We start from the raw sequence: 16604 nt of genomic DNA on the forward strand, positions 1-16604 counted from the left end.
AAGCGGCGTTGCCAGATAAAGGCCCTATGACACCGCTGCCGATACATGATGCGCTTGATCCCCTGCTGGACGCCCTGAGAACGCGCGGCCGTGCGGTTTTGCAGGCCCCGCCGGGCGCCGGGAAAACCACCATTGTGCCGCTTGCCATGCTTAAGGCCGGTGTCACACGCGGCAAAATTCTCATGCTGGAACCGCGACGGCTGGCGGCGCGCGCAGCGGCAGAACGCATGGCCGAAACGCTGGGCGAACGCCCCGGTGAAACGGTTGGCTACCGGGTGCGCGGCGAAAGCCGTGTGTCCAAAACCACCCGGATCGAGGTTGTGACTGAAGGCATTCTGACCCGCATGATCCAGTCTGACGCTGAATTGTCCGGCATCGGCGCGGTCATTTTTGACGAATTTCACGAACGCTCTCTGAACGCCGATCTCGGGCTCGCGCTGTGTCTGGAAATCGCGGACGCTTTGCGCGACGACCTGGTGCTGCTCGCCATGTCCGCCACTCTTGACGCAGAACCGGTGGCGGCGCTGATGGGCGAGGTGCCTGTTATCACCTCGCGCGGACAGGCTTTCCCGGTTGAAACCCGCTGGCGCGACGCGCCGCTGCACAAGAATGACCGGCTGGAAACGGCCACCGCACAACTGATCACTCACGCAGTCTCGGAAACCGAAGGCGGTGTTCTGGTTTTCCTGCCCGGCGAAGGCGAAATCCGCCGCACCCATTCGCTGCTAAACCTGCCAGCCGAGTGTCAGATATACCCGCTGTTCGGCGCCATGCCCTTCAAGGACCAACAAGCCGCCATCCGGCCCGCCAAGCAAGGCCGCAAAATTGTGTTGGCCACCTCCATCGCAGAGACGTCGCTGACCATTCAGGACATCCGCGTGGTGGTGGATGCAGGACGTTCCCGGCGCGCGCGCTTTGATCCCGGCTCGGGCATGTCCCGGCTTGTGACCGAACGCGTCACCCGTGCCGAAGCCACCCAGCGACAGGGGCGCGCCGGACGTGTGGCCGCAGGCACGTGTTATCGTTTGTGGACCAAAGGCGAAGAAGGCGCGCTGCTGCCCTATCCCCCTGCCGAAATCGACTCCGCCGATTTGACAGGACTGGCGTTGGAACTCGCGCTTTGGGGCGCAAAGCCCCAGGAACTTGCGTTTCTGTCGCCCCCCAATTCCGGCACCTTTGCCGAGGCGCAATCCGTGCTGCGCATGCTACGGGCGCTCGACAGCCAAAATCGCCTGACTGATCACGGCCGGAACCTTGCCCGTATTCCGCTGCACCCCCGGCTGGCGCATATGCTGACAATGGCTGGGCCACAGGCCGCGCCGATGGCTGCCTTGCTGGCGGCCCGCGATCCGCTGACGCGCGGGGCGCCTATCGATCTGGCGCTGCGACTTGAGGCTGTAAATGATCTCAAACGTTTCACAGACCGGCGCCCCTGGCAGGTCAATCGCGCGGCATTGAACAGCATTCGCGACGAGGCAAAACGCCTGCGAACCGTTGTAAAGTCAACAAAAAACAACATGCTCAGCCCCGCAGAAATGGCGGCTTTGGCCTATCCAGATCGTATCGGCCTGCACCGCAAAGGCGACGCGCCGAGGTTTATCCAGTCCGGTGGCAAAGGCGCGATCATGGACGACACGGACCCAATGGCCAGCGCCCGGCTGATCGTTGTCACCGACACGGATGGCAATCCGCGTGAAGCCCGAATTCGACAGGCTATCCAAATCACCGAACCGGAACTGCGCGGCCTGTTTGGTGATCAGATCACATGGAGCGAGATCTGCGCGTGGTCGAAACGAGAGCGGCGCGTTGTGGCCCGCAAACAGGAATTGTTGGGCGCTATCACTCTGGACGACCGCATTTGGAAAGACGCGCCCGCCGATGATGTCGCAGTGGCCATGCTGGACGGCGTGCGCGATCTGGGGTTGGTATTCTCTGCCGCCGCCAACCGCTTCATCGCCCGCGTTGCCCTGCTGCGACAGGCCGGGCACAGCCTTCCTGACTTTGGCTCAGAGGCGCTGTTGGGCACGCTGGAAGATTGGCTGTTGCCACATATATCCGGCGTTAAGTCTGCGGAGCATTGGAAAAAATTCGATCTGCTGGACGCTTTGCGCGCGCGGCTGGACTGGTCGCAAATGCAGGTTCTGGACCGCGAAGCCCCCGCCAGTTTCACCACCCCGCTGGGGCGCAAGGTGCCAATTGATTACTCCGGTGAAAACCCGGCAATTGAGCTACGCTTGCAGGAACTATTCGGCCAGACCACGCATCCAACCATTGGCAATACCCCGCTGCGTGTCACCCTGTTGTCGCCCGCGAAACGGCCGGTTCAGACCACAATGGACTTGCCGGGCTTCTGGGCAAGCTCCTATGAAGACGTACGAAAAGACATGCGGGGCCGTTACCCCAAACACCCCTGGCCTGACGACCCCACAGACGCAGCGCCGACAACCCGGACCAAACGCAGGTCGCCCTGAAAAACGGGCGTTTACACACACGAAACACTCATTTTCAAACACGCCCTTGCATTGCGCGCGCAAAACGTATATACAATGCACAGACAAAAATACGCGAGCAGAAAATAATCTCATGACTGACGCCCTCAAAAATGCGCTTTCGAGCGTGGTGGTACCCTTGTTGCGTCGCCCAAAACGGTTGCAGGTCGCAGCCCTTTGTTTTCGTGGCGACGGCGCAACCCGAAAAATATTGCTGATCACGTCACGTGACTCGCGACGTTGGGTTTTGCCAAAAGGCTGGCCAATCGACGGTCTGGACGCACCGGGCAGCGCCCTTCAGGAAGCGTGGGAAGAGGCGGGTGTCAAAAAAGCCACCATCGATCCGGAAATTCTGGGCACTTATGACTATGACAAACGGCTGGACGGCGGTGCCGAAGTGAAAGTCGAAGTTCAGGTGTACGCCACAGAAGTCGACAAGCTGGTCGATGTGTTTCCCGAAATGGAAGAACGCAATCGCAAATGGGTGTCCCCGACAGCCGCCGCTGACATGGTCGAAGAGCCCGGTTTGCAGCAACTTCTGCGACAAATATGACAGCTTAGTTTAGCCTGCTCAGCAACTGCATTGATTTCTACGTGATTCCCGGATAGCCCCCCGCTCGAAAAGCTTGGGGGATAGAATGGCTAATTCCGGACGCGACAAGAACTGGTCCACGCTAGACAAAGACCTTAATCGCATCTCCCATATCGAATATGCGACCAACTACGTATCGCGCCCGCTTGTCGGGCTGGGTATCGCGTTGGCGTTTATTGTGCTGGCAACACTTGTCGCGTCTCTCTTCTTCGGAGCCTTCCCCTCAAATCTTGTTGTCGTCGCGGCGGCTGGTTTTGGCGCCTATATGGCGATCAATATCGGCGCCAATGACGTGGCCAACAACATGGGCCCGGCGGTTGGCGCCAATGCTCTGACCATGGGCGGGGCCATTGTGATCGCCGCACTATGTGAAAGCGCCGGAGCTTTGCTGGCGGGCGGCGACGTGGTTTCAACCATTTCCAAAGGCATTATTGATCCAGCCGGGTTTTCTGACCCCCGTGTATTTATGTGGGCAATGATGGCAGCGCTGATCTCTTCGGCGCTCTGGGTCAACCTGGCCACGTTTGTTGGCGCACCCGTTTCGACCACCCATTCTGTTGTGGGTGGGGTCATGGGCGCCGGGATCGCTGCGGCCGGGTTTGGGGCCGTCAGCTGGCCGACCATGGGCACAATCGCCGCCAGTTGGGTAATTTCGCCACTGCTCGGAGGCATAGTCGCCGCCGGCTTTCTGGCCTTTATCAAGGCCAAGATCATCTATCAGGAAGACAAGATTGCCGCCGCGCGCCGCTGGGTGCCGGTTCTGGTTGGGATCATGGCGGCTGCCTTCGCCTCCTATCTCGCCCTGAAAGGTCTTAAGCGGATTGTGAAAATCGACCTGCCAACGGCGCTGTTGATCGGGCTTATCGCTGGTGCCCTCACCTATGTGATCACCGCGCCGCTGATCCGCAAACAATCCGAAGGGTTGGAAAACCGCAACAAGTCGCTCAAAGTTCTGTTCGGCATGCCGTTGGTTTTCTCTGCCGCGTTGCTGTCTTTTGCGCATGGCGCCAATGACGTGGCCAATGCCGTTGGGCCACTGGCGGCGATTGTGCACGCGTCTGAATTTGGAGATTTTGCCGCCAAGGTTGCCATCCCGACATGGGTCATGGTGATTGGCGCGTTGGGGATTTCCTTTGGGCTGTTCCTGTTTGGTCCAAAACTGATCCGCATGGTCGGTGAACAGATCACCAAACTGAACCCGATGCGCGCCTATTGCGTGGCCTTGTCGGCGGCGATCACGGTCATTGTCGCCTCCTGGCTGGGCCTGCCGGTATCCTCGACCCATATCGCCGTTGGCGGCGTATTTGGCGTTGGCTTTTTCCGCGAATGGCATCACGAGCGGCGGTTACGCAAATCTGCGGCCACCCGCCCGAACACAAAACGTATCGCCCCCGAAGAACGCCGCCGTCGCAAGCTGGTCCGCCGGTCACACTTTATGACAATTGTCGCCGCCTGGGTGATTACGGTGCCTGCCGCCGCGCTCATGTCGGCGATTATTTTTGTGCTGCTTAACAGCCTGATTTCGTAAGGTCGCGTTCCGCCGTTTAAAGGCCGCGCACCTCTTTCAACGACAGTTTTGGGGACCCTGTCCCCACCGCCTGGTATTGCCGAACCAATTCGGCAACCCGTTCGTTGATCGGGACCGGGATGCCATGCTCATGGGCCATTTTTACTATCTGCCCCTGCAGTTCCCCGATTTCCGTGTCGCGCCCTTTCTCAAGGTCAAACCACATCGAACTGCGCGCATTTGGATCGATGGACAACATCGCCCGCGCCACCACCCGGAAAACAGCCGTTGGCAGGCGCAGAACAACCGGAACATGACGCATCGCGAGCGGTCCGGGCACCGGATTGGCAGTTTCAATGCCAGCCGCATCCAGAACCTTCAACGCCTCTGACATCTGGTCCGCCATCAACCGACGCCACCGCATATCCCCGATTTGTTTCTTGATTGGCAATCCAGACAGTGCATTCAGACCGTTTGTCAGGTTGATCAGCAATTTGCCCCACTGCAGCTGAGGCATCCGTTTACGCTCGTGAAACTGCAGCCCGCCAACAGACAAGGTACGCGCCAGATGTCCCGGCCCCTTCTCGATCAGAATGTCACCGCTGGTCCCGCGATGGAAATGCCCGCCGCCCATGCCAATCACGTTAAAGACAACAATGCCTGCACGCACATCCCGCCCCGGCAGCGCCTCGCGCAGAATACCGGCGTTTTGCACACCGTTTTGTAAGCTGACAATTATCGCCGATTTTGACGCGTGTCTGGCAATCTGTTTGGCAATCTCTGATGTCGCCCCGCTTTTGACCGTGACAAGAATAATATCCGCCTCAGCCAGGCAGACAGGATCAGTCGCAAGGCTGAACATGTCAGGCGACAATTCTTCGTCCAGCTCTCCAAAATCGCTCAGGGTCAGCCCCTGACGCGAAATTTCTTCGCTCATGTAGGGGCGCAATAGCAACGTGACGTTGTGTACGCCCCGGGCCAGCATACCGCCTACAAAACACCCGACACTGCCTGCACCGGCAACGACAATCCCTGGGCTTGCTCTGTGCTTTTCCGCGCCGCTGGCCATCCGTACCTCTTTGTATTCAACTCGATTCCCCAATCCACATCTGCTCTAGGCACCATTTGAGGCAAATCTTTGGCAAATCAACTCTAGCGCGAAATATGAAAAAGGCGCCACACTTTCGTGCAGCGCCTCTGAAAATCAAAACTTCTGAGCGGGTTACTTCCCCAAACTCCAGCGCATGATCGCTTTTTGCGCATGCAGACGGTTTTCGGCCTCGTCAAAGATCACCGAATTGGGGCCATCCATCACAAAATTCGTGGCTTCTTCATTTCGATGCGCAGGCAAACAATGCATGAAAAGCGCATCATCGCTAGCATGGCTCATCAACTCTTTATTCACCTGATAGGGGCGCAACTGATTGTGGCGGCGTTCCCGGGCAGAAGGCACATCATGCATGCTGACCCACGTGTCGGTCACAACAAGATCAGCCCCCTGAACGGCCTTGGCCGGGTCGCGTTCGATCTCGACTTTGACACCACACGCGCGGGCCTCTTCGACAAACCCCATCTCAGGGTCCAATGGTTCCGGCCCCGAGAAGGTCAGATCAAACCCGAATTTCCCGGCAGCATGGGCAAAGCTGGCAAACACGTTGTTGCCATCGCCGCACCAGACAACCTTTTTGCCTGCGATCGGGCCAGCATGTTCCTCAAACGTCAAAATGTCCGCCATAATCTGACATGGGTGCGTCCGGTTAGTCAGACCATTGATCACAGGAACGCTGGCATGTTCTGCCATCTCCAGCAATGTGGCCTCTTCAAACGTGCGGATCATGATCAAATCAACATAACGGCTCAGCACACGCGCGGTGTCCGCCACGGTTTCCCCATGACCCAGCTGCATTTCGCTGCCCGACAACACCATCGTCTGCCCGCCCATTTGGCGCACACCAACGTCAAAGCTGACACGTGTCCGGGTTGACGGCTTTTCAAAGATCAGTGCAACCATGTGATCCTTAAGCGGCTGGTCGTCGTCCAGCGCGCCCTTGGGGCGCCCGTTGCGGGCTGTCTTCATCGCCTTGGCGGCATCAATCATGCCGCGCAAATCGTCAACGCTGGTTTTGTTGATATCCAGAAAATGAGTCATGTCTTTATTCCTTTGCCGCGGCGGCAACTTGTGCGGCAGCCGCTTCCAGACGCTTTACCGCTTCGCTTATGTCGTCGTCTTCTATGTTCAGAGGGGGCAACAACCGCACGACATTGTCCGCCGCCGGAACCGTAATCACTTCGTTATCATAGCCAGCTGATACCACATCTGTGCAGGCAGGTTTGCATTTCAGGCCCAGCATCAAACCAGCCCCGCGCACCGTTTCAAACACGTCAGGATACGCGGCCACCAAGCCTTCCAGCTTTTGGCGCAACAACCCGGCCTTGCGGTTCACCTCTTCCAGAAAGGCCGGATCGGCAACCGTATCAACGACTGCGCAGCCCACGGCACAGGCCAACGGGTTGCCACCATAGGTCGACCCATGTGTGCCTGCGATCATTCCGCTGGCGGCCTTTTCGTTTGCCAGTACGGCGCCCAGCGGAAACCCTCCGCCAATGCCCTTGGCCACCATCATCACATCCGGCGCGATGCCCGCCCATTCATGGGCAAACAAACGTCCGGTCCGCCCCATGCCACATTGGACCTCATCCAGAATCAACAGAATGCCCGCGTCATCACAAATCGTGCGCAAATCTTTCAGCGTGGCGTCTTCCATCGGGCGAATGCCGCCCTCGCCCTGAACCGGCTCTACAATAACGGCTGCCGTTTGATCGGTGATACTGGCCGAGACAGCGTCCAGATCCCCCCAGGGCACTTGCGCAAAGCCGGGCAAAAGCGGACCAAACCCTTTGGTCATTTTCTCACTGCCGGCGGCGGCAATCCCGGCCGAGCTGCGCCCATGAAATGCGCCTTCAAATGCGATGATTTCTGTGCGCTCTGGCTGTTCCTTTTCGTACCAGTATTTGCGCACCATCTTTACAGCCAGCTCACAGGCTTCGGTGCCTGAATTCGTGAAAAAAGCAGTGTCAGCAAAGGTCGCCGCGACCAGCTTGTCAGCCAAACCCTGCTGTTGTTCGATGTTATAGAGGTTTGACACATGCCACAGTTTCCCGGCCTGCGTGGTCAGAGCATCGACCAAAACAGGATTGGCATGGCCAAGCACATTCACTGCGATCCCGGCCCCGAGGTCCAGAAAACGTCGGCCATCCGCTTCGATCATCCAGCTGCCTTCGCCTTTGACAAAGGTCAGCGGTGCGCGCGAATAGGTCGGTAGTACGGAGGGGATCATCAGGATCATCCTTCTAAAATATCTGAACCCCAGTGACTGCAACACTTAGGGCGATAAGGTCAACGATTTAGGTTAAGAGCGCGCCAATGTGTGGCGCATAGAACAAACGGGGCCGGTTACGCGTTGTGGCGTCGGCGTCGCAAAAACAGGATATGTGCGTGTGTGTTCATAACGCGGGACATAGCCCTATCTTGCTCCGAAAGAAAGCGAAATTGTCTCGAACGCTCTTGCTCTGCATCCACAGGCGGCTCATAGATGCGCAAATGACGCGCCTGCAAACTCCTGAAACCCAATCAAATCCGGCATTGGCCGCGTTTCTCACGCTGGCCGCGTCTGCCTTTGCTGCGGGCACAACCTTGCTCGCCAAAGCTTTGGGAACCGGCGCGCTTGGCCCTGCGTTGCATCCGCTCCAGATCAGTCATGGCAGGTTTCTCTTTGCATTGCTCGCCATCTCATCCGTAGCGGCGTTCATGCGCCCCAAGATCGCAAAGCCGAACTGGGGTCTACACATCGGGCGCTCAACGCTGGGATGGGGCGGCGTCACGCTGATGTTCGCAGCCGCCGCTTACATTCCCCTGTCAGACGCCACTGCGATCAGCTTTCTGAACCCTGTGGTCGGCATGCTGCTGGCAATCCCATTTCTGGGAGAGCGCATCGGCCGGTGGCGCTGGGGGTCGGCCGTCATAGCCTTTAGTGGCGCAATGGTTCTGGTGCGGCCGGGCGCTGGCGCTCTTGAATTTGGCGCGCTATTGGCGTTGGGTGCGGCGCTCTGCATGGGCAGCGAGCTGATATTCATCAAATTGTTGTCTGGTCGGGAACGCCCTTTTCAGATTTTGCTGGCCAACAACGCCATTGGCCTGACCATTGCGACCGTTGCCGTGTTGTTCGTCTGGCACCCCCCCACCGCCCTACAATGGGCCGCTTTGGCCGCAATCGGATTTCTAATGGCCGCCGCACAGGCTTGTTTTGTAAATGCCATGGCGCGCGCGGATGCCAGCTTTGTCTCACCGTTTTTCTACATGGCCCTGGCGTTTGCGGCATTTTATGACGCACTGGTTTTCGCGGTCTTTCCGGATGTGATTTCATGGATCGGCGCCGGGCTCATCCTTCTGGCGGCGGCAATTCTGGTCTGGCGAGAGGCCCACCCACGCAGACGCCAACGTCTTTGAATCCCATCTGGGGCAACGCCATAGGCGTCACCCCTTCTGTGTCTGCCGTCAAAGCCGGTTTTAGTCGACCCGCACGACCACGCTAACATCGCCGCTCAGGGCTGTTTCCCAGTTCAGTCGCACCTGATCCCCATCTGATCCATCTTCCAGATCGACATAGGGTGTCGCGTAGACAGTGACATTATTGCTGTTCTTCAGCTTCGACGTGGCCACAACTGAGTCCACACCGCGACAACGTCCACCAAACGGCAGCTTGCCTTCCGTATCAATGACCCAATCCGCGCTGACAGTGTTCTGATCGTGGTCGATCTTCAAAGGGTTAAAGATCGACGTGCCGATATTGTGGAACGTGTTCCCTGACACATGAATGTTCTTACCCTTGGACATATCCAGATCGGAAAAACTGGTGTCCACACGGTCCACACGATCAATCGAACCATTGATTGAACGGAACTTGTTCCCGGTCATATTCAGGCCGGTGATATAATTGCCCGTGCCATAAGGTTTGATCACAACATAGGCGAACCATGGTGCAACATCGCCAGACAAGAACACATTGTCAGTCACTGACAGCGCGCCAAACGAAAACCCGCCGGTAAAGTCCGGGCTGTTTGTGTATTCGTTACTCCACTCAATCGAGCAATTGTCGACATAATTGCCGTCAATTGTTGTCGATGTATAGCCTTGGGCCAACAGAATTCCGGCGGTGCGCACCCCGTCAGACTCTGCATCCCCCTGAAAGAAATGATTGCCTGTGATGGTCGAGTTGGCCCCGCCAATAACCGCAAAATGGCGGAATTGGCTGGCACGGTTGTTACGCAGTTTCACGTCATTGGCGTTGGTATTGATTGCAACTGTGACACGATCCTGAGCGCGCGTGCCACCTTCACGTGTCAAAAACTGACAGCGGTCAATCAGCATGCCCTGACAGCCTTCGCCGGGCGATGTAATCCCACGATCGCGCGGCCGCGTGATAAAGCAATCGCGCAAATGAAAAATCACGCCGCTGGGTGACAACAGGATACCGCTGGACAATTCGTTGCACAGGAATTCCACGTCAGAAATAGACATCGACGTCAGCTTGGAGAACCCACTGAAATCCAATAGATACTTAAATCGTGTGAACGTGTAATTCTGCGTTCCTTCCGCGTCATAAAGCGGCTGCGTGAGCGTGACTTCCTGAGTGGAAACGTTCTTAGCCCGCACATAGATTTCACGTCCGACGCCGTTACCGGTCACCAGCGAGCCAATCTGGATATTGGCAACATTGGTCACATTGCTCAAAACCCGACCGTCATCAGAACTGTACGACGCCTGACTGGTCACAACATCCGGGTCCCATGCGCTGTCACCCGTCACATAAAACTGACCATTGGCGATGTGTCGCCGCTGCGCATATTCAGTTCTGTTGGGCACAATGGCCTGCATGTCTATCGGTTCTGAAATCGTGATTCTGCGCCCACCAAGATCAAGACTTTCGTGATCCGAGTTGTTCAGCAATGACTGAAACGCCTTCTTAAACGCCAGCTCTTCATTGCCGAAAGCCTCAATATAACTGGGCAGGTCAAAATTCTTTGTCAGCGAAAAAATGCTGGCCGTGCCCATTGTGACAGTGCCTTCAAAATCCACCGGATTGTCAAACGTCACGCTGCTGCCCAGAAAGAAGTTACCTTCTGACACCAGAACCCGTCGCCCGTTTGCGGCCGCATCCGCAGCTTCAAACGCCGCGCTGTCATCCGTCGTCCCATCGCCAATCGCACCAAAGTCTTTCACATCAACCTGGCTCATCATGTCGCGCAAATACGCGCTCGTGATGTCTTCAATGACAATGTCGTCGATCCGCACCACACCACCGTTGGAACCGGTCAGGTCCAATCCAAAATGCCCGTAAACCGGCTGGTCGCCCCAGACCATGTCCACGCCTCCACGCGCGCCGGTGCCGATGATTGCCGACACTTCGACAATCTCGCCATAGCTGGACAGGGCATCACTCTGGCCAATTTCTGTTAATCCGGACACATGATCGTTGCTGCCATCCCCTGCCCAGGCGGCGATACGCACCGATGGCAGGTTTCCGCTGATTGCCTTTACCTGCGCGGTCACACGCAAATAGCATCCCGGCAAAATCGGTGTTTCACCCATATAACGCAGCTTTTGTGTGCTGCTGGTTTTCAGAATTTCCAGACACCCGCCAAAATCCTGATCCGCCGGTACAAATGCGGCATTTGCATTGTTCTCATAGGTGTCCGATCCGGGCGTGCCATTGCCGCTCGACCAGACATCCAGACCATTTTCAAAGCGGGGTGGCATAAACAGCACCCCATCCGTAATCGCCTTGTTCATCAAATCCCTTTCCGCACTCGAAACACATGTTCAGTGTCGTCACTGCGCTGCTTGTATCAAAGCCCGGCACACATGCCGGCGCAGCGAGGGAATATCAGAGCTCAGGTTAGCGTGGCCTTTGAACACCGTGACGGTGCTCTTGCCAATTCACAGCAGAAACCAAACTTAGCCGTTATCCGTCAATGCCTTGAGCGTTGCGTTTCGTCTGCCAGAAATTGGGGGACTTTCCGCGAAAAAATCCAGGCGTGGTACATCCTGTGCCTGTCCAGCGACCAAGGTTATTGCGGACCAGTCGAAATACAATGCCATTCGCTTTGACCCGCCAAAGGCAGGACAAAGCTTATCAAGCGCGCGCCTCTGGCGCGCTCCGTTGAGCAGCGTTCAAAGAAGTTCGCCAGCCAGACCTTTATCGATCAGCGCAATGGTCTCATCCACACCGTAAAGGGCAATGAACCCGCCGAACCGAGGTCCCTGCGACGCCCCCAACAACACTTCATACAGCGCCTTGAACCAGTCGCGCATCGGATCAAACCGCTCACGTCCCACCGAGAACACCAGCGACTGCAGCTCTTCTGCGTCCAGACCACCATCCCAGTCACGCAGCTTGTCCCGCAACTCTTCCAACGCCGCGCGCTCCTGATCACTTGCCGCGCGGTACACTTTGGCAGGCTTCACAAAATCATTGTAATACCGCACCGCAAATCCGGCCGCCGCGTCAAGATCAGGATGGCTGTCTGCGCCCGCCTCTGGCGCATAGCGCTGGATAAAGCCCCAAAGCTGGTCTTTTTCCTCTGCACCCGCCACCGACGCAAGGTTCAGCAACATCGCGAACGGAACAACCATATTGCTCTCGGGCACGTTGCCACCGTGAATATGATACACAGGATTGTTCAACTGTGCCTTCAGCTCCTGACCCGGATACGCGCGCAACTGCTGATGATATTCGTCCACCGCTTTTGGGATTACATCGAAATACAACCGCTTGGCGGTCTTGGGTTTCAGATACATAAAATACTGAAGCGATGCCGGGGCCGCATAGGTCAGCCACTCTTCCATCGACAGACCATTGCCTTTCGACTTGGAAATCTTCTGCCCCTGCTCGTCGTTGAACAACTCATAAGACAGACTTTCCGGCGGGCGCTGCCCCAACGCACGGCAAATCTTGCTCGATTGCGTCACCGAGTCGATCAGGTCTTTGCCTGACATTTCATAATCCACACCCAACGCAGCCCAGCGCAACGCCCAGTCCGGCTTCCACTGCATTTTGACATGACCACCGGTCACGGGCACTTCGATGCGCTCTCCATCGGGCTCTTCATAAACGATTGTGCCCGTGTCGACATTGCGCTCCAGGGTCGGCACCTGCAAAACATGCCCTGTCTTTGGCGAAACTGGCAAAAACGGCGAATAGGTTTCCTGCCGCTCGGCACCCAACGTGGGCAACATGATCTCCATGATCTTGTCGAACCGCTCCAGCGCCACTTGCAACATGCCGTCAAACTTACCCTGCTGGTAATAATCTGTGGCTGACGCAAATTCGTATTCAAACCCGAAACTGTCCAAAAACGTACACAAGCGCGCATTGTTATGCTGGGCAAACCCTTCATGCGTGCCAAATGGGTCGCGCACTTTCGTCAAAGGCAGGTTCAGATCTTGTTTCAACTCGTCCTGCATGGGCAGGTTGGTCGGCACTTTGCGAAATCCATCCATGTCGTCGGAAAAACAGATCAGCCTGGTTGGAATGTCGCTGATCATCTCAAACGCATGACGCACCATCGATGTCCGGGCCACTTCGCCAAACGTCCCGATATGGGGCAAACCCGACGGGCCGTAACCAGTCTGAAACAAAACATAGCCCTTCTCCGGAGCCTTGTCCTTGTACCGTTTGAGCAGACGGCGCGCTTCTTCAAAGGGCCAGGCTTTTGATACGAGGGCTGCGTCACGCAGGTCAGACATGTCCATCTCCGGTTCAGGCGGTATTTTGCTGCCTGCACACCAATGCACAGGCAATCCGACGCTTCCTATTGCCCCTGACGGTGGCAGTCAATATTCTGCACCGCAACACCGTATTTACGAGGAAACCATTCGTGCCCCAAAACACTTTCACGCCTCTCACGCCTCAGGATTGTCTTGTTGCCGTGATGATCGCCGTTTCTGCAAGCGACGAAAACATCCGCACCGCAGAGCTGGTCAAAATCCAGTCGGCGGTGAACAACCTGCCGATTTTTGCCGAATATGACATTGATCGCATGAAAACCGTCAGCCAGGTTGTGTTCGATCTGTTTGAACAAGAAGACGGTCTGGCCGCGTTATTTGGTTTGGTGCGCGACAATCTTCCTGAACGCATGTTTGAAACCGCTTATGCGCTGGCGTGCGACGTGGCCGCCGCTGACGGTTCACTTGCAGAACCAGAACTGCGCCTGCTCGAAGAAATACGTTATGAGCTGAGCATTGATCGCCTGCACGCGGCGGGTATTGAACGCGGCGCCCGCGCGCGCCACATGACCTGACCCGGACTTCCCACGTTTCGCCAGACATCGCTGGCGGAACGCATGTCCTTTAGCGCGCCTTGTTTTCAAGCAACTCGCTCAGCACCGGCTGCCATCCGGGTTTCAGCCCCAACAAATGCTGTATTGTCGGCCGGATATTCAATGACGACCGTTTCGGCCCACCTGAAAGCATCCCCTGCGCTGTCACACCGTGCCCATAGGCCATCAACCACAGGTGCTCGGTGCCTGCCACATCCCAGCTATGTTCACCCCATTCGTCGCCATTGCCGCGCGCATGATCCGTGGTCACGATCAGCGTCGTGCGATGCCCTTGCGCATTCAGCCGATCGACTTCATCCACAAGGGTGCGCAGATAGGCGTCATACTCTCGCAACAACCGCATATAGGACTCGTATTTGTCCAGATGCCCAACCAGATCTGTCTCTTCCAACCCGATATATAGCAGTTTGGGCGGATCTTCGCGGAACCGCGCCATAGCCGCGTCAAACACCATGCCGTCTCTGGTGCCGTGTGGCTTGCCTTTCCACGCGGCGTTCTCATCGCTCCACCGCATACAAACGCTGGTACATCCGTCCGGCAAAGCCACCGTGTCACACAGCTGGCCGTAACTTGAATAGAACCCAACGGTTTCCGCACCAAACGTGTCAGAAACGCTGTGGATCAGATTTCCAAATTTGAGCGGCAGACATTCATTTGTGAAACAGGCTGTGACCCGCCCACTGAAAATCGATTGATAGCCGGGCATGCTCAATCCCATCGGATTGCCCAACCCAAACTGGCTGCCAAGTTTCGGCACCCCCAAAAAACCACCTTTGGGGACAACCTCCTGCATCAGGAATGGCATCAGCGTGCCGCCCCCCACCTGATCGGTCAATTCCGGGTCAGGTCCGTCCATCAATTCCAGCATGCGAATGCCGTCCATGGTGAACAGGATCACGGTATCCGAGGGCGACTCCAGCGCGGGCACCGGCTTTTCGCGCGTCCCGATCCATTGCATTGCCGCCGCAGTTCCCCAAAGCAAGGCAACACCCACCCACAGCTTCAGCATCGCGCCGGCCTGTCTGACCAAACGCCCCGCCGTGCCACTATGATCCATAAACTATTCCCCAGCGCTCGAGCAGCTTTTGTTGCAGGTTTTTGGCCTTGCGATTCCATGTTCGCGCACCTTTGGGTCGCTCGCGATCCGGTCCGATCAACCGATCACGCGCGCCCGTATCAGCAACAAATATCGCAAACGCCAGCTCTGTGCCGTCCTGCGCCGTCACATACCCCGCCAGCCCACTCACGAAATGCAGCGTCCCGGTCTTGGCACGCACTTTCAGCGGATGCGCCTTGTCAATCTTGCCATTTCTGCCACGCAGCAGCACCTCTTTCAGGATGGGTTTCAAACCCTGATGGCTGGCAGCTGCACCCAGCACGCGCACCAGCTCATCCGCCCGCATGCGCGATCTCTCGCCCAGCCCTGAATGATCGACCAAAGCCGCATGTTGCATCCCCAGCGCCTCACCCGCCCACGCGTTCATTGCGGCTGCAGAGGCTTTGAGCGAAGTTACATTCGCCCCGCGCGCCTGACTTGCCGCCATGCCCACCATCTCAGCGGTCAGGTTTGTCGAGTACTTCAACATGCCCTTAAGGATGTCACGCAAAGGCGCGCTTTTGACGGTGGCCACGATCGTGCCACGCGGCGCGGATGTCTGTAAAACCGGCGTTTTCAAAACGATGCCATGCGCGCGCGCCATCGTTTGAAAAACTTGTCCGGCATAGATTTCTGGCTGGCGCACCGGCAGCCAGCGCGCACCGCCCTGACCCAAAGCTGATTTTGCGACAGTCCAATGATCAACCCCATTGGCCTGCTTATACGTGTACACTGGCAGGTTCCGATTGGCGATTTTCATGCGCGCAACACTGACCTCGGGACGATACTTGTTAGATCGTGCATCCATGGAAATCTGATAGCCTTTGGCACCACGTTTCCACTCAAAATGCACCCGGTTATAGTTCAGCGACAGCCCGGACACCGACGGATTGTATCCCGCTGGTTCGGGCTGCAAATTGTCAATTCGGTCAATCCTGGGCAACGCCCCGCCCCATACCGAAAACCTGCCCTTCACTTCACGAACACCCGCCGCCTTAAGCTGGCGCGCCAACTCGGCAAGCGCATTGGTGTCCAGCGTCGGATCGCCGCCGCCGCGCAATACAAGATCGCCCTTTAGAACGCCATTCTCGACCGTGCCGGTCGCCACCACGCTCGTATTAAACCGATGGGCCGGTCCCAGATATTCCAGCGCATAAAGCGCCGTCAAAGCTTTGGTCACGCTGGCCGGGGGCTGGCCCGTATCCGCGTTGTGCCCTTCCAACAGGCTGCCGGTGCCTGCATCCGCCACAGCAAAGCTGACTTTGCCGCCCAACCCTTCTGACTGAATAAGCTTGCCCACGTCCGGCGCCGACAATTTGGGAACCGACGCCGGGCGCAAAACCGGGCGCAGCGAAACCGCCGGTGGGTTCGCCCACGCCGGAAGCGCGGCACCGCTTAGCAATACACTTAAAAAAGCACGTCTGGAAAAGCACTTTGACATAGCCCGACTCTAACCCTGTCCTCCGCAGGCTTACAAGCGCAAGAACACACTTTTGAGCGCCCTCTCAGCATGTTATGGCG

At 57.1% G+C, this 16604-nt stretch carries 12 protein-coding genes; 5 read left to right on the forward strand and 7 right to left on the reverse strand.

The genetic code is table 11. The features are described from left to right. Positions 1 to 26: 26 nt before the first annotated feature. The 3 genes from hrpB to ABJI08_RS07320 all read left to right on the forward strand — a co-directional run bounded on the left by hrpB (position 27) and on the right by ABJI08_RS07320 (position 4609). Positions 27 to 2471, forward strand: coding sequence for an ATP-dependent helicase HrpB (gene hrpB, locus ABJI08_RS07310; RefSeq protein ID WP_348401162.1), 2445 nt, complete (start codon positions 27 to 29; stop codon positions 2469 to 2471). Positions 2472 to 2583: 112 nt separating this feature from the next. After that, on the forward strand, positions 2584 to 3042 hold the full coding sequence (locus ABJI08_RS07315) for an NUDIX hydrolase (protein WP_348401163.1): 459 nt from the start codon (positions 2584 to 2586) through the stop codon (positions 3040 to 3042). An 85-nt stretch (positions 3043 to 3127) separates the two neighbouring features. Next, entirely contained in the window at positions 3128 to 4609 is a 1482-nt protein-coding gene (locus ABJI08_RS07320) for an inorganic phosphate transporter (protein WP_348401164.1), read from the forward strand. A gap of 16 nt (positions 4610 to 4625) precedes the next feature. Here ABJI08_RS07320 and ABJI08_RS07325 read toward each other — a convergent pair whose 3' ends face one another. The 3 genes from ABJI08_RS07325 to ABJI08_RS07335 all read right to left on the reverse strand — a co-directional run bounded on the left by ABJI08_RS07325 (position 4626) and on the right by ABJI08_RS07335 (position 7926). Further along, entirely contained in the window at positions 4626 to 5657 is a 1032-nt protein-coding gene (locus tag ABJI08_RS07325; RefSeq protein WP_348401165.1) for a 2-dehydropantoate 2-reductase, read from the reverse strand. A gap of 153 nt (positions 5658 to 5810) precedes the next feature. Further along, a complete protein-coding gene (gene argF / locus ABJI08_RS07330; protein WP_348401166.1) occupies positions 5811 to 6737 on the reverse strand; it encodes an ornithine carbamoyltransferase in 927 nt (308 codons plus the stop codon). 4 nt (positions 6738 to 6741) lie between these two features. After that, positions 6742 to 7926, reverse strand: coding sequence for an aspartate aminotransferase family protein (locus ABJI08_RS07335; RefSeq protein WP_348401167.1), 1185 nt, complete (start codon positions 7924 to 7926; stop codon positions 6742 to 6744). Between the two features lie 263 nt (positions 7927 to 8189). On the opposite strand from ABJI08_RS07335, the gene ABJI08_RS07340 reads away from it, so the two are divergent. After that, positions 8190 to 9095, forward strand: a complete 906-nt coding sequence (locus ABJI08_RS07340) for a DMT family transporter (protein ID WP_348401168.1) — start codon at positions 8190 to 8192, stop codon at positions 9093 to 9095. A 60-nt stretch (positions 9096 to 9155) separates the two neighbouring features. On the opposite strand, the gene ABJI08_RS07345 is transcribed toward ABJI08_RS07340, so the two are convergent. Beyond that, on the reverse strand, positions 9156 to 11438 hold the full coding sequence (locus ABJI08_RS07345) for a glycosyl hydrolase family 28-related protein (protein WP_348401169.1): 2283 nt from the start codon (positions 11436 to 11438) through the stop codon (positions 9156 to 9158). A gap of 381 nt (positions 11439 to 11819) precedes the next feature. Further along, positions 11820 to 13394, reverse strand: a complete 1575-nt coding sequence (locus ABJI08_RS07350) for a lysine--tRNA ligase (protein WP_348401170.1) — start codon at positions 13392 to 13394, stop codon at positions 11820 to 11822. 185 nt (positions 13395 to 13579) lie between these two features. Between ABJI08_RS07350 and ABJI08_RS07355 the strand changes: the two genes are divergently transcribed. Beyond that, positions 13580 to 13948, forward strand: a complete 369-nt coding sequence (locus ABJI08_RS07355) for a tellurite resistance TerB family protein (protein WP_348401320.1) — start codon at positions 13580 to 13582, stop codon at positions 13946 to 13948. A 49-nt stretch (positions 13949 to 13997) separates the two neighbouring features. On the opposite strand, the gene ABJI08_RS07360 is transcribed toward ABJI08_RS07355, so the two are convergent. Then, positions 13998 to 15044 carry a hypothetical protein gene (locus ABJI08_RS07360; protein WP_348401171.1) on the reverse strand — a complete coding sequence of 349 codons (1047 nt, stop codon included), beginning with the start codon at positions 15042 to 15044 and terminating at the stop codon, positions 13998 to 14000. Next, entirely contained in the window at positions 15034 to 16485 is a 1452-nt protein-coding gene (dacB, locus tag ABJI08_RS07365; RefSeq protein WP_348401172.1) for a D-alanyl-D-alanine carboxypeptidase/D-alanyl-D-alanine-endopeptidase, read from the reverse strand. Before dacB ends, ABJI08_RS07360 begins: the two co-directional genes overlap by 11 nt. Positions 16486 to 16604 lie beyond the last annotated feature (119 nt).

Origin of the sequence: Shimia sp., assembly GCF_039969785.1 — a bacterium.
In the GTDB taxonomy this organism is placed as follows: Bacteria; Pseudomonadota; Alphaproteobacteria; order Rhodobacterales; family Rhodobacteraceae; genus Shimia.

Excerpts from the sequence above, each read along its gene's own strand:
- hrpB (WP_348401162.1), top strand. The coding sequence starts at position 27 with ATGACACCGCTGCCGATACATGATGCGCTTGATCCCCTGCTGGACGCC.
- ABJI08_RS07315 (WP_348401163.1), top strand. The coding sequence starts at position 2,584 with ATGACTGACGCCCTCAAAAATGCGCTTTCGAGCGTGGTGGTACCCTTG.
- ABJI08_RS07320 (WP_348401164.1), top strand. The coding sequence starts at position 3,128 with ATGGCTAATTCCGGACGCGACAAGAACTGGTCCACGCTAGACAAAGAC.
- ABJI08_RS07325 (WP_348401165.1), bottom strand. The coding sequence starts at position 5,657 with ATGGCCAGCGGCGCGGAAAAGCACAGAGCAAGCCCAGGGATTGTCGTT.
- argF (WP_348401166.1), bottom strand. The coding sequence starts at position 6,737 with ATGACTCATTTTCTGGATATCAACAAAACCAGCGTTGACGATTTGCGC.
- ABJI08_RS07335 (WP_348401167.1), bottom strand. The coding sequence starts at position 7,926 with ATGATCCCCTCCGTACTACCGACCTATTCGCGCGCACCGCTGACCTTT.
- ABJI08_RS07340 (WP_348401168.1), top strand. The coding sequence starts at position 8,190 with ATGACGCGCCTGCAAACTCCTGAAACCCAATCAAATCCGGCATTGGCC.
- ABJI08_RS07345 (WP_348401169.1), bottom strand. The coding sequence starts at position 11,438 with ATGAACAAGGCGATTACGGATGGGGTGCTGTTTATGCCACCCCGCTTT.
- ABJI08_RS07350 (WP_348401170.1), bottom strand. The coding sequence starts at position 13,394 with ATGTCTGACCTGCGTGACGCAGCCCTCGTATCAAAAGCCTGGCCCTTT.
- ABJI08_RS07355 (WP_348401320.1), top strand. The coding sequence starts at position 13,580 with ATGATCGCCGTTTCTGCAAGCGACGAAAACATCCGCACCGCAGAGCTG.
- ABJI08_RS07360 (WP_348401171.1), bottom strand. The coding sequence starts at position 15,044 with ATGGATCATAGTGGCACGGCGGGGCGTTTGGTCAGACAGGCCGGCGCG.